A 13,609-nucleotide genomic window follows, 5' to 3' on the forward strand; every position below is an offset into this window, starting at 1 on the left:
GGCCCGATGGTTCGCTCGGTTACTTCGCAGCTTCCAGCAGTCCGGCGCGGACCGTCTTGGTGGCCTCGACCAGGTTCCGCAGGGATTCCTCAGTCTCAACGTAGCCGCGGGTCTTCAGGCCGCAGTCCGGGTTGACCCAGAGCTGGCGGGACGGAACGTGCTTCACGGCCGTGCTGAGCAGCTCAGTCACTTCCTCGGTGCCGGGAACGCGCGGCGAGTGGATGTCGTAGACACCCGGACCAACGCCGCGGTCGAAGCCGTGCGACTCAAGGTCGTGCACCACCTCCATGCGGGAACGAGCGGCCTCGATGGAGGTCACGTCCGCGTCCAGGCCGTCGATCGCGTCGATGATCACGCCGAACTCCGAGTAGCAGAGGTGGGTGTGGATCTGGGTTGCGTCGGCTGCACCGGCGGTGGCCAGGCGGAAAGAGTCCACGGACCACTTCAGGTAGTCGGCGTGGTCCGCCTTGCGCAGCGGGAGGAGCTCGCGCAGGGCGGGCTCATCCACCTGGATGACCTTGATGCCGGCGGCTTCGAGGTCGGCGATCTCGTCGCGCAGGGCCAGCCCGACCTGGTTGGCGGTCTCGCCCAGCGGCTGGTCGTCACGGACGAAGGACCAGGCCAGGATGGTGACCGGACCCGTGAGCATGCCCTTCATCGGCTTGCTGGTCAGGGACTGCGCGTACTCGGCCCACTTCACCGTGATGGGGGCGCTGCGGGTCACATCGCCCCACAGGATGGACGGACGGGTGCAGCGGGAGCCGTAGGACTGGACCCAGCCGTGGACGGTGACGTCGAAGCCTTCGAGGTTCTCGGCGAAGTACTGCACCATGTCGTTGCGCTCGGGCTCGCCGTGCACCAGGACGTCGTATCCCAGCTCTTCCTGCAGGTCCACAACGCGCTTGATCTCGTCCTTCATGAGCTTTTCGTACTGCTCGTTGGTGAGATCGCCCTTATTGTTGCTGGCACGGGCCGAACGGATCTCCGACGTCTGCGGGAAGGAACCGATGGTGGTGGTAGGCAGCGGCGGCAGGTTCAGCGCCTGTTTCTGGGCTGCTTCACGGACCGGGTACTCGGAGCGGGAGAAGTCTGCAGCGGTCAGGGCCTCGGTGCGGGCCCGGACGTCTGCACGGCGAACGCCTTCGGCGGTGGCACGGGAGGCGATCACCGCGGTTGCCTCGTCGATGGCTGCCTTCGCGGAGGCGGGATCTGCCAGGTATGCGGCGAGGGTCTTGACCTCCACGGCCTTCTGGTCGGAGAACGCGAGCCAGCTGCGCAGCTGCTCGGACAGCTGGATTTCCTCGGCAACGTCGTGCGGGACGTGCTGGGTGGAAGTGGAGGTGGAGACGGCGAGCCTGCCGGGGGCTTCCTTCAGTGCATCCAGCTTGGCGGCAGATGCGGCGAGGTCGTTGCGCCAGATGTTGTGGCCGTCCACGACGCCGGCAACCAGGGTCTTGGTGCCCAGGCCCGCCAGGGTGGCGGCGGAGGGAACTGTGCCCTTGAAGACGTCGATGTGCAGGGCGTCGATGTTGGTGGCGGCGAGGATGTCCAGCTGGCCGTCGAGCGAGCCGTAGGGGGTGGACACGAGGATCTGCGGGCGGTTGGCCGCAGCGGTGAGGACCTCGTAGGCGCGGGCAACGGCTGCTTCGATGTCGGCGGCAGGGGTGTCCTGGTCAACCACCAGGGCCGGCTCGTCGAGCTGGACCCAGCCGGCTCCGGCTGCTGCGAGCTTCTCGAGCAGCTGGACGTAGACGGGCAGGATGTCCTCGAGGCGGGACAGCGGGGCGAAGCCGGCGGGGGCGTCGTCGGAGGCCTTGGAGAGCAGCAGGTAGGTGACCGGGCCAACGATGTACGGGCGGGTCTCGATGCCGTTGGCCAGCGCGAAGGCGAACTCCTCAACCTTTGCGGTGGAAGCGAGGGTGAACTCGGTCTCCGGACCGATTTCCGGCACCAGGTAGTGGTAGTTGGTGTCGAACCACTTGGTCATTTCCAGCGGCTGCTGTTCCTTGTTGCCGCGGGCCAGGGTGAAGTAGCCGTCGATGTCCAGCTGTCCCTCAGCGTTGAGGAGTTTGCCGAAGCGGGCCGGCACTGCGCCGAGGTGCGCGGTGGTGTCCAGGACCTGGTCGTAGTAGGAGAAGGTGCCCGGGACGGCGGCGGCTTCGGTCAGGCCGATTTCCTGCAGGCGCCTGGCGATGGCCAGCTGGATGGCCTTGGCGGCGGCGTCCAGTGCGGCGGCGTCGATCTTGCCGGCCCAGTAGGCCTCGACGGCCTTCTTGAGCTCGCGGCGGCGGCCAATGCGGGGGTAGCCGAGGAGTGAGGCGGACGGGAAAGGCGTGTTGTTTTCCGGCATGGCAAATCCTCACGTAGGAGCTGGGTTTGAAAGTGTGGGCTTGACGCCGGGGCCTAAAGCGTGGGGTGGCTCGCGGAAGCCGTCAGCTGGCGAGCTGGCGCCGGGCGAGAGCGTCCCGCCGGATCCCGGAACGGGAGTGCCGGGGAAGGGCCAGTTTGTCCAGCACTTCCAGTGCGCTTTGGTGTTCATTGAAGGTGTAGAGGTGGATGCCGGGCGCACCTGCATCCAGGGCGGCGTTGGCCAGGTCCACGGTGGCATCGACGCCGATGTGGAGGCGTTCGATGTCGTTGTCCGCGGCGGCCAGGCGTTCCATCAGTTCTGCGGCCGGCTCGACTCCCGCCAGCTCGCCCAGCCGTTTGAGGCGGCGGAGGCTGGTCAGCGGCATCACGCCGGGAATGATGGGGATGGTGACGCCCGCACGGCGTGCCCGGGTGAGGAGGTCGGCGTACTGCTCTGCCTGGAAGAAGACCTGGGTGATGGCGAAGTCCGCGCCGGAACGCTGCTTGGCGAGCAGCACCTCGACGTCGTGCTCCTCACTCGGCGACTCGGGGTGCCGGGTGGGGTATGCCGCCACGCCAACAGCAATCTTTCCTGCACAGAGCAGTGCTGAACGCCGCTGCTCCACCCGGCGGATGAGTTCGATCAAGTCCTGGGCGTACCGCAGGGCCCCCGGAACGGGTTCGCCGCCGTCCTTGGGAAGATCGCCGCGCAGCGCGAGGATTCCGCGCACACCGGTGTCCAGCAGTTCGCCGATGATGCCCGCCAGTTCCTGCGGCGTATTGCCAACGCAGGTCAGGTGGGCCAGCGGCCGGAGGGTGGTTTCGAGCAGGAGCCGGTTGATGAGCTCGACGGCGGTGTCCCGGTTGGAGCCGCTGGCACCATAGGTGACGGAGACGTAGTCGGGCTCGGTGGTTTCCAGTTCCCGGATGGTGGTCCAGAGCGTTTCCGCTGCTGCCGGCGAACGGGGCGGGAAAAGCTCGTAGGAAAGCGCCACCGGGGCGGTGTCGGAGAGATTCGGGTGTGTGTCGATAAGGCCTGGTGGCGACATTTGCATCCTTGGCTTTGGGCCATTGGGGGCTCCCCTGCCAACATACGACGGGAGGCCGGCAATGAATTTGAGTTTGGGGAACACGAAAAAACTTCATAAGGACGGAGCCGCGACTGTGACGCCTGGAATGAAGTTCTCCGTGAGCAAATGTCAGGCCCACATGGGGGCACCCACACCCTCCGCAACGGAGGATCGCTGACACGTTACCGCGGTAACTTGTATAGAACTCTATGAGCGACCGGAGGAGCTTTCAAGTTGGGGTCCGAATTAAGACGCAGTCTTACGCCTTGTTTCTTTCCTGGACAGAATAATCTTCGCTCGGGCACCCCTTCACGGCTGCCGCCGCCCCCTCACCAAGGCCAATCACCACGGCCGGTCCACGCAGGTACCGGTTCCGGAGTCCTCAAGGTAGTCCGAGCGTTCCCGTCCCTTGTTGCGTTCCCGCTGGGACTCCCGCGCGCTCTGCTCCAGCTGTTCCAGCTGGTTCGGGCTCGGGGAATCTGCCTCCCGTTCCCCCGGCGGGCTCTCCTCCGCCGCATCGCCCTGCTCCGCAGCGGAGTCTCCGGCCGTGGTGAGTTTCCCGTTCAGGCGCCCTTCGGCCTCGCTGAGTTTTTCACCGGCATCAGCCGCCGCTCTTCCGGAGAAGCATCCGTCCGGGGCTGCACCGGCAACCTCCAGTGCCTCGGTAAACAGGGCTGCGGCACCCGCCCGGTCCTCCGCCCGCTGCTTCTCGTCCCCGAGCCGTTCCAGGGACAGGACCAGGTTGAGCCGGATGGCGCAGGCGTCGGGGGAGCCTGCCGGGGCCAGTTCCAGTGCGTCCTCGAAGCGCAGCCGGGCAGCGGCAAAGTTGCCGGCGAGCGCCTGGGCGTCCCCGGCTGCGAAGGGCGCCTTGTGCCGCTCCACAATATTTCCGGCCATGAGCCCATCTGCAGCTTGTCCGACGGCGGCCGCGTCCTTGGCGTCGAAGGCCCTGGCTGCGTGCCCGGCAAGGGGATCAAGGCTGAGCAGCCTGGCCGCCAGGCACAGCACCAGCACGGCGGGCAGGGCTGACCACACGAGCAGGCGGCGCCTCATCGTGCCCGCTCCTTGGGCTGGCCGCCGTGCGGCGCACGAAGAGGCCTGCCGGCAGGCCGCACCTCGCGCAACTGCCGGACGATCCCTGTCATCTCCAGCAGCCCGAGCACAAAGGCCGCGGCGGCAAGGAGCCAGTAGACCTCGGTCCTGCCGGTCAAGGTGCTGTCCTCCGGAGCCCGTTCCAGTGCCCCGGGCCGCGCCTCCTGCAGCATGGCTGAGGCCGGATCCCCATCCGACCGGTGCACGTAGGGGACGCCCAGCTGGGCCGCGATCTCCCGCAGCCTGCCCTCATCGATGACCGATACGGCGTCCCCGGCGGCACCCCCGGTGGAGTCCTGGATGTAGGGGGCATCGGCGTCGGACTCCATCCCGGTGTTCTCCTTCATGCGTCCACCGCCGGACGTTCCGTATCCCAGCACCGCTCCCCCGGCCACCAGGCCGTCGTCGAGCGTGAGGGGTGCTGGTTCCTTTCCGCTGGTTTGCTCGCCGTCACCCAGGTAGAACACCAGCCGTGGCCGGCCGGGGTGGGTGTCCCTGGCCGCCGACAGGCGTTCAGCCAGCAGCTCACGCGCGGCGGTGATGCTGCTCCCTTTGGCATAGACCGTGACCTGCGGTTCGAGGATGGCGGTGATGGTTTCCAGCGCTGAAGTGTCGGTGGTCAGGGGCATCCGGACACGGGCTTCGGTGTCAAAGGTGATCACGGAGAACCGGGCCCCGGGCAGTTCCTCGGCGATGGTGGTGATGTCCCGGCGGACGCCGGCCAGGCGGGGCGCCGCATGTCCGTAGTCCTCGGCCACCATGCTGCTGGTGGTGTCCACGACAAAAAAGACGTTGAGATCCGCGGCGGCGGCCTGGACGGAACCGCCCGGCAGGCCGGGCCGGAGTGCCGCCGCCACGACGAGGAGAACCAGCACGCTCCGGCGGACCCACGCCCGGCGGCCGGGCCGCCGCCGTTCGAGTACGATCCGCCAAACCAGGAACAAGAGGATAGCCGCGATGACAGGCAGGAGGATCCACCACGGCAGGACCGGCAGCAGCGTCATGGCCTGAGCCGCCAGGAAGCCACAGCAAGGACGAGCCCGGACAACAGGGCGGCGGCCAGTGGCAGGTCGGGCCCCTCGGTGACCACAGCCCGGGGCGCCCCCTGGAGGGCAGTTGCTTCGGTGTCCTGCACCGCGCGCACAATGCCGGGCACTGCCTCCGGGCTGTCCAGGGCGTAGTAGGCTCCCCCGCTGAGCTCGGCGGCCGCCCTCAGCTGCGCCCCGGGCTGGTTCGCATCGGTCCCGTAATCAAAGTCTCCGGGGTTGAGGGCATAAACATGCACATCCCGTTCCTTCGCCATTTGGGCAGCTTCCGCAAGGGTCATGATGGGATCCCCCGAAACGAAGTTGTCCGTGGCGAGGACCACTGACCGCGAGCGCCGGGGTGGTTCGTTCTCCCGGCCGGCGCTTGCTTCGTTGCTGCCTGCATGGTTGCTGCCTGCCTGGCCCGTGCCGGGCGGGAAGCTGGTGACGCAGGAGGCCAGGCCGTCCCCGATCAATGATGAGCCGCGGCCGCTCCAGGTCCCGTCGAGGAAGCCGGATGTTCCTGGTTTGCCGTTGAAGGCGTCCCGCGCAAGGGTCAGCTGTTCCCGGGCGTACTCATAGTCGTCGGTGAGGGGGAAGACCTGGACGGCTGTGCTGTCAAAAACAGTGAGCCCGATCCGTTCGCCCTTAAAGTCTTCGGCCAGCCGGGCGAACGCATCCACCACCTCGGCGTCCGCGCTGCTCATGGATCCGGAGGCGTCCAGGCACAGGACAACGTCGCGGTTGTGCTGCTCCGGCCGGATAGTGTCCACGTCCACAGGGCGGGCGGCGGCCAGCAGGGTTGACGCCAACAGGGCGCCGCAGGCGGCTGCTGCAACAGCAAGCCAGCGGCGGTGCCGCCGCAACGCCGCCTGGTACTCGGGCAGCAACGTGAGCCTGTCAACGTGGGCTGCCGGCCGGCGTCGTGCATTTGCATTCCTGCCCGGACGCAGCGCCGCCCAGGCCGCGAGAGCCGCACCGGCGGCACCCAGTGGAACCACCCACCAGAACATCAGCTCCACGAGCGCACCGCCTCGCGTGCCGTCGCGGCGGAGGACGCGACGGCGGGCAGCGGCTCGGGCCCGAACTCGCCCGGGTACAGCGCACCGACGGCGTTCGCGGCCTCAGGCAGGGGGTGCTTCGCGAGGTCGGCCTGCGTCATCCTGGGAGCGTCCACCCCGGTGGCGTCGCGCACGAACCGCCGCAGCAGGAGGCTGATCTCCTGATGGGCGGCACGGGCACTCATGTTCCCCGCTGCCGCCTGCTGCTCCACGTCAGCGATGCGTTGGAGGTAGGCCCTCTGGAGTGCAGGCAGGTCGGTAAGGGGGGCGGGGCGGGAAGCCTGCTTCGGCCGGGGACGCCTGGTGCCGGCCAGGACAAACACATACCAGGCCGCTACCAGCAGCACCAGGGCTGCGCCTGCCCAGGTCCATAGAGGATTGTAGGGCAGCGGGCCGATGAATCCGGGGTCAGCCTGCACGCCGGTGCCTTTCCAGGAGTGCGAACAGTTCCGTCATGACGTCCTGGCTGCCGGAAACCGAACCCTCGGCGATTCCTGCCTGGCGGAGCATGTCCTGCCGGCCGGCGTCCCTGTCCGTCACCGCCCGGGCATAAGCTGCGGCCACACCGGCGGACCCGGCCAAGTGCCCTGGCAGTGGTGTGGAATCGTGCACGCTGTACCAATCGCCTCCAATAGCCAGTTCGGCATCGCGGACCGTGAGCCAGAGGATCTCGTGCTGCGCCCGGAGCCGGCGGAGCAGACCGGCCAGCGAAGGGGTGGCCGTTATTTCGTCCGCCACGACGAACAGCAGGAATCTCCCCTTGACGGTGCGGGCCACATGCTCCAGCTGGTCCTCCAGTCGGCTGGCAGCGGAATCCGCGGTGGCACTGGCATGGACGTGGCGCAGAAGCCGTTCGAGGTGGGCTTCGCCGCCCTTGGCCGGCAGCGACTTTGTCTCCTTGGCGTCGCCGCTCACCAGGCCCACCACGTCCCCGTGCCGGTGGGCCAGGTATCCCATCACCCCCAGCGCCATGACGGCAATTTCCTTCTTGATTTCCCCGCCGGCAGCTTCGGCTGCCATGTTGCGCCCGGTATCGGTGATAAGCAGGACAGTTTGCCGCCGGACGGCCACGTATCTCTTGATCAGCGGCGTGCCGTGGCGGGCCGTCGCCTTCCAGTCGATGTCGCGCACCTCGTCGCCGGGAACGTAGGCGCGGAGATCGTCAAAGTCCAGGCTGCGTCCGCGGAACACGGAACCGTATTCGCCGTCGAGCATGCCACGGGCCTTGCGGTGCGCGAAGATGGCCATCTTCGACTTCACCCGGGGAAGGAGGCTGGTCATTCCGGCCTCAGGGTGTCTGGACGGCGGCGACTACGGCGTCGATCACCGTCTCCACCGGCACCTGCTCCGCCACTGCCTCGAAATTCAGGATGAGCCGGTGCCGCAGGACGCGGTGGGCGAGGGATTTCACGTCCTCCGGGATCACGTGGTCCCGGCCCTGCAGCAGCGCCACTGCGCGTGCCGCCTGACTGAAGGCGATGCTGGCGCGCGGGCTGGCGCCGAACTCAATAAAGCCGGCGAGCCGCGGGTCGATGTACTGCTGCGCGTTCCGGGTGACGTAGACCAGCCCCACGATGTAGTTGATGACCGCCGGATCGATGTAGATCCGCTTCACCACGTCCTGGATGCCGGCCACCGCATCCAGGGAGGCCGCAGCTGCCGGCTTTTGCCCGTCGGTGAAAACTCCGGCGTCGATCCGGCGGATGATCTCGGCTTCCTCCGCGGGCGAGGGGTAGTCGAGGACGTCCTTGAGCATAAAGCGGTCCATCTGGGCTTCCGGAAGCTGGTAGGTGCCTTCCTGCTCAATCGGGTTCTGGGTGGCCAGGACCAGGAACGGGGACGGCAGCCGGTATTCCTGGCCGCCGATGGAGGTCTGCCGTTCCTGCATGGCCTCCAGCATGGCGCTCTGGGTCTTCGCGCTGGAGCGGTTGATCTCATCCAGCAGCACGATGTTGGCGTGCACCGGGCCCAGTTGGGTGATGAAAGTCCCCTTGGCGGCGTCGTAGATCTGGGTCCCCACGATGTCGCTTGGCAGCAGGTCCGGTGTGCACTGGATCCGCCGGAACTCGGCGCTGATGGCCTCGGCGACGGTCTGGGCAGCGGTGGTCTTGGCAAGGCCCGGAACGCTTTCCAGCAGGATGTGGCCGCCGGTGAGCAGGCCCACCAGCAGCGATTCGCGCAGGCGGGACTGGCCCACCATCTTGGCGTCGAAGCTCCTGGAAATGCTGGCTGCAACCTGCTGCGCCCGGGCCAGCTCCTGCGGTTCGATCCTTGCCGAAGAGCTGGTTTGAAGCACTGCAATTCCCCCTGGTGGCTGTGTTGGGCGCGCGTTCCCGGCCGGACCGCGCTCCGCCGCCATCCTATCCAAGACGGCCCCTCGGGTTCTGGCAATGGGGACCCCTCCCCACCGCCGCTGTGCAGGTCTATTCTTTTGACATGAGCGAGCTTCCAGCCAGTTACAAGGAGTTTCTCGCCGACAAGAGCGAGATGTTCATCAGCACCGTCAAGCCTGTCCTGCAGCAGTCAGCGGCGGACAAGCTTCATGGAGTCCGGGTTGTTTACAACCCCGGTGCAACCGGCCACCAGGCGCACCTGGACGACAGCATCCCCTTCGGCGTGGTGGTGGAGGACATCGACTGACGGGATTGATGCGGGGTGCCGGTTAGTCGCGGCATGCCGGGGAGTATGGACGGGTTCCCAACAGATCCCTCCACTCCTTCTCCGTCAACACCCGTCCTGCGATCCGGCACGCATGGTCCTGCCACGCCGCCGGTTCGGCGACTATCACTTGAGTGTTGCCGTCTGGTTGTTCGAGCACGAGCCTGCGCTCGTCCTCCTCTTCGAGGAAGATGCCTCTGCTGGCAAAAGTGTGGGTGCGAAAGTTCGCCGACCAGTCGCCGAGATCCCACGTCACTATCGCGCCGTCTGCTCCGGCCGTCACCAGCTCGCCGGTCGACCGGAACTCTGCTGTGGTGACCCCGCCATCGTGAGTGCGAAGATTTTCCGTGGTATCCCCGGTCCCGGCGTTAACCACCACCACCCGGGTACCGGCGGGGATGGCGATCTGGCCTCCATCAGGACTGAAGTCCGCCCCCGTCGGGGTCGCTGGCAATGAGACCGTGATAGGTGGCGCTGTCCCTGAAACATCGACGATGCGGACCGCGAGCAAGCCGTCCCGGACCGCCACCCGACGTCCATCCGGGCTGACGGCCAGAAGCCCGTTGCCGGCTATCCGGTCGATCTCCTTGCCTGAGGACGTGTCAATCACCACGGTGGGTCCTAATCGGCTGGCGTACAGGCGAGAGCCGTCCGGCGCAAACTTGAGTGCGCCGAACTGTCCCCCCAACCCGGAAGGCCCCGGGTCAGAACTGTTCACCTCCAGGTTCAGGAGCATCGGATCGCCGCTGCCGCCCCGCCAGAGGGCGACGCCCGCCGACGGTTCCATCCAAAGCGTGGCCGCCAGCGCCGCGAACAGGGATCCGTCGGCAGAGTATTCAACGTCTGCCGCCGCCTCAGTTAACCCACGGTAGGTCTTCAGGCCCGAGCGGCCCCCGTTCGCGAGGTCGAGCGTTCCCGTTCGTCCCCGGTCGCAGGGGAGGTCGTAGCAGAGGCCCAATGTCCTGCTGAATGCAACGTGGCCCGAAACGGGGTCGATGGCGGTTGCCGCCACCGTGCCTGGTGAATATTCGCCAAGCTGGGATCGGTTGGCGAGATCGAGTAGCCGGAGATCCCCGTTGCTGTCAATCACCGCCGCGCGGGTTCCGCTCTTCGCGAGCGACATGCTTGCAGGCGTCACTCCATCTTCCTGGATGCGGGTGATGCTTGTGGCACGGGGTGCCCGCGAGAAAACCCTCACAAGATTGGCACGCGTTTCGGAGTTGTCCCAGAGCTGGACGGCCTCTACGGCGAGCAGCAGCGCGCGATCAAATTCCGGATCCTCCAAGGCGGCCGCCGCAACGCGCCGTGCCTCTGCGACCGACGCCCGCTCCTCGGCAAGGTTCGCCTGGAACCCGGCCAGGAGGCCTGCCGTTACAGCAACGATTGCGAGACCTGCTGCGCCGGCTGACACCCAGGACAGGCGGCGCACCATGCTGCGCTCCTTGTCCAACTGCCTCCGGGTAGCAGCCAGTCCCTCGGTTTCAGCAGTTGCGCCGGCTTCAAGGAATTCCCGCTCAACCGCGGTGAGCGCGGGATTAACCGCATCCCGCCACTGCTGGGCCGCCGTTTGCCGGCTGCCGCGGTAGAGCTCGCTGTTGGGGCGTCCCATCGCCTCCCAGGCAGTGGCTGCGGAACCAAGATGCCGCATGATCCGCTGACCCTCGACGTCATCGGCGAGCCACTCCTTCAGCCGTGGCCACTCGCGTGCCAGCGCCTCATGGGACAGCTGGACAGTTTCCCTGTCCGTGGTGAGAAGGCGGGCATCGACCAGTCGATCCACGATCCTGGCATGGGCGTCGTCGATTGCGATCCTGCTGCGCTCGATCCGACGGGAAACCATTGCACCGTCCGCGGAAGCTTCGACAAGACGGAGAAGGATATCGCGCAGCAGACGCTGGCCCTCCGCTGAGAGCTCGGCGAAGACCTCTTCGGCGGTCTTCGCAACGGCACCGTTGATCTCACCCGATGCCCGGTACCCGTCCACCGTCATCACGCGGCCCTCCCGGCGAGACCATACCTGCCGCAGGGAGTGGGACAGCAGCGGCAGGTTCCGCCCATCGGCGTCACGGACGAGGATCTCGACGAGGCCCGGCTCCAGGATGAGCCCGGCCTGCTCTGCCGGCTTCTCGATCACAGCACGCAGTCCGTCAGGGCCGAACGCGGTGAGCATGAGCATGTGCGATTGGATGATTTTGGCGAAGCCTTCGTGTTCAGCCAGGTCTCCCAGACGGTCGGCACGGACAGTGACGACGAGCATCCCGCGGAAGACTTCCCGTGACAGCGCTTCAAAGAACTCACTGGTATCGGCAGGGTTCTCCGCGGCGAACGCCTGCTCGCATTGATCGATGATGAGCAGCGAACTTCCGGCCGTTCGGACTACTTCCCGTAGGGCCTCGAGAGGATGCTCGCCGGGTGTTACTACAGCAACCTGCGTGCCGCCTGCGGCGAACCGGGCGCCGATGCCTGCCTTGGCGAAGGAGGACTTGCCGATGCCCGATGAGCCCGAGATGAGCAGCACACCATGCTCCTCGAGTGCCCGAAGTGCCCAGTCCAGCTCCTGCTCACGGCCGAAGTACCGCTCGGCATCCTCCATGCCGGCGGGAGGCAGGCCGAAGTACGGACACTCGGAGCTCCCGGCCCGGAATACCTGGGCGGACAGCAACGAGGGATCCTGCCGGAGAATGGCTTGCTCCAGTTCAGCGAGCTCTGTGCACGGATCCAGTCCAAGCTCGGCAACAAGGAGTCCCCGCGCCCTCCGCACGGTTGCCATCGCTTCCGCCTGCCGGCCCTGGCGGTACTGCGCCACGCTCAGCATGACCCATCGCCGCTCGCGCAGCGGAGCTTCGGCAACGCGGGCGCGCGCCAAGGCTGCCACCTCCTGGACCTCACCGGCCTGCAGCCGCGCGTCGAGGAGCAGTTCCTCGGCCCCCAGGCGGATCTCTTCAAGGCGGCCGGACGCGATCTGGGCCGGCCCCCAGTCAATGAGTTCGACGAACGCCTCACCCCTCCACAGCGCGAGGGCCTCCGAGTATGAATGTGCTGCACGTTCCGGCTCACCAAGCTTCAGCTGTTGGGAACCCCGGCTGACGAGCTGCTCGAACTGGACTGCATCGACCTCGATGTGGTCCGCGGTCAGCCGATACCCGAATGCGGTCGTTTCGATCCGTGCAGGCGCAATGAGCCGCCGCAACCGCATGATGCACCCCGGAATCACCTTCGACCACGAGGGGGGCAGATCATTGCCCCAGAGAGCCTCGGCCAGGGACTCGACGGACAGTGATGCGCCCAAGCGGACCGTGAGCGCACCCAACACCACACGATCCCGCCGTGCCAACGGAATCCGATCCTCATCGAGCGTCAGCGCTCCAAGAACGCGCACCTCCATGAGGCCACCATCCGCCCTGACCCTCCATCCGTCAAGACGGCTGGTATCGCGCCGATACCGCGTTCTTAGGCGGCAGTATCCTGCTGATACCGGCGTGTTCTTCACTGGTCGAACAGCCACGGCGCTGCATGGATCGAAGTAAAGGACTTGAGATGTGGACTTCCAACCGGCGCTCCCGCGCCACTAACGGCGGGGGCTCGCACCCGGTGGGTGCCGCCGTCGTAATCCTGGCCTGTTCCGGCCTCTCAGGGTGCACCGCCGCCGAGGCGCCATCCCCCGCATCGACTACGGAGGCCCGCACGGTCGCCCCGCTGCCGGAGAGCGGCGAGATCGACGCCGGCACATACTCCGTCACCGCCTTCACCGTGCCTTTGGAGGTCACCGTCCCAAGTGGCTGGTCGAGCCACGACGGCGACACCCTGGCCAAGGAGGACCCGGATCACCCGGGCGTATGGTCGGTCTTCCTGACTTTCTGGCCCGCCGACTATGTGCCCACGGACGCATGCGCGTGGCAGGGCGCGCTCGTCGAGATCGATCCGTCGGTTGAGGCCTTCGTCGACGCGATGACGGCGCAGACGTCAACGGCGAGCACCCCTCCCGTCGAAGTCATGGTGGGCGAATACTCCGGCGTTGAGTTCGATCACTCCGTCGAAGGCGTCGTGGACATCACAACCTGCGACGACGACAAGATCTGCATCCGCTCAGACATGTCGTATATATGCACCCGCTGGTACTCAAGCGTCGCCGAGCGCGAAACATACCGGGTGGTCGACTTGAACGGCGAACGCGGTGTGGTCGGGGTGACCTATTTCCACGAATCGATCAATCCGGAGCTGACGAAAGAGGCACGCGCAGTCTTCGACTCGATAGCATTCGGAACCGGCCAAACCACCGATAAACAGGGCTAGGCAACCATCGAGGCCAAGGCACCTGCCAGGTGGGTAGCCGGACCGGGGTCAAATGACGCGG

11 protein-coding genes are annotated in these 13,609 nt (G+C 66.7%); 2 read left to right on the top strand and 9 right to left on the bottom strand.

What is annotated here, in order from left to right:
• Positions 1 to 19: 19 nt before the first annotated feature.
• From metE to AC3A4Z_RS10040, 8 genes are all read right to left on the bottom strand, one after another.
• Complete coding sequence (metE, locus tag AC3A4Z_RS10005; RefSeq protein ID WP_498711453.1) at positions 20 to 2,350, bottom strand: 5-methyltetrahydropteroyltriglutamate--homocysteine S-methyltransferase; 2,331 nt, start codon at positions 2,348 to 2,350, stop codon at positions 20 to 22.
• Between the two features lie 82 nt (positions 2,351 to 2,432).
• Positions 2,433 to 3,398: a methylenetetrahydrofolate reductase gene (locus tag AC3A4Z_RS10010; protein ID WP_498711454.1), complete on the bottom strand. Its 966-nt coding sequence runs from the start codon at positions 3,396 to 3,398 to the stop codon at positions 2,433 to 2,435.
• Between the two features lie 363 nt (positions 3,399 to 3,761).
• Positions 3,762 to 4,472, bottom strand: coding sequence for a hypothetical protein (locus AC3A4Z_RS10015; protein WP_498711455.1), 711 nt, complete (start codon positions 4,470 to 4,472; stop codon positions 3,762 to 3,764).
• Entirely contained in the window at positions 4,469 to 5,515 is a 1,047-nt protein-coding gene (locus AC3A4Z_RS10020; protein ID WP_498711456.1) for a vWA domain-containing protein, read from the bottom strand. The genes AC3A4Z_RS10015 and AC3A4Z_RS10020 overlap by 4 nt, the downstream gene beginning before the upstream one ends.
• Complete coding sequence (locus tag AC3A4Z_RS10025; protein ID WP_498711618.1) at positions 5,512 to 6,549, bottom strand: vWA domain-containing protein; 1,038 nt, start codon at positions 6,547 to 6,549, stop codon at positions 5,512 to 5,514. Before AC3A4Z_RS10025 ends, AC3A4Z_RS10020 begins: the two co-directional genes overlap by 4 nt.
• Entirely contained in the window at positions 6,549 to 7,016 is a 468-nt protein-coding gene (locus tag AC3A4Z_RS10030) for a hypothetical protein (protein WP_498711457.1), read from the bottom strand. Before AC3A4Z_RS10030 ends, AC3A4Z_RS10025 begins: the two co-directional genes overlap by 1 nt.
• Entirely contained in the window at positions 7,006 to 7,878 is an 873-nt protein-coding gene (locus AC3A4Z_RS10035; RefSeq protein ID WP_498711458.1) for a DUF58 domain-containing protein, read from the bottom strand. The genes AC3A4Z_RS10030 and AC3A4Z_RS10035 overlap by 11 nt, the downstream gene beginning before the upstream one ends.
• A 7-nt stretch (positions 7,879 to 7,885) precedes the next feature.
• Positions 7,886 to 8,893 (bottom strand): AAA family ATPase, encoded by a 1,008-nt coding sequence (locus tag AC3A4Z_RS10040; protein ID WP_498711459.1) that lies wholly within the window; start codon positions 8,891 to 8,893, stop codon positions 7,886 to 7,888.
• 140 nt (positions 8,894 to 9,033) lie between these two features.
• Here AC3A4Z_RS10040 and AC3A4Z_RS10045 point away from each other — a divergent pair, with 140 nt between their 5' ends.
• A complete protein-coding gene (locus tag AC3A4Z_RS10045; protein ID WP_050054834.1) occupies positions 9,034 to 9,237 on the top strand; it encodes a hypothetical protein in 204 nt (67 codons plus the stop codon).
• 22 nt (positions 9,238 to 9,259) lie between these two features.
• Here the strand turns inward: AC3A4Z_RS10045 and AC3A4Z_RS10050 are convergent, their stop codons facing one another.
• Positions 9,260 to 12,640 (bottom strand): nSTAND1 domain-containing NTPase, encoded by a 3,381-nt coding sequence (locus AC3A4Z_RS10050; protein WP_498711460.1) that lies wholly within the window; start codon positions 12,638 to 12,640, stop codon positions 9,260 to 9,262.
• Positions 12,641 to 12,768: 128 nt separating this feature from the next.
• On the opposite strand from AC3A4Z_RS10050, the gene AC3A4Z_RS10055 reads away from it, so the two are divergent.
• Positions 12,769 to 13,548 (top strand): hypothetical protein, encoded by a 780-nt coding sequence (locus tag AC3A4Z_RS10055; protein WP_498711461.1) that lies wholly within the window; start codon positions 12,769 to 12,771, stop codon positions 13,546 to 13,548.
• Positions 13,549 to 13,609 lie beyond the last annotated feature (61 nt).

The sequence above is a fragment of the Arthrobacter sp. Soil_C_49 genome (assembly GCF_057656635.1).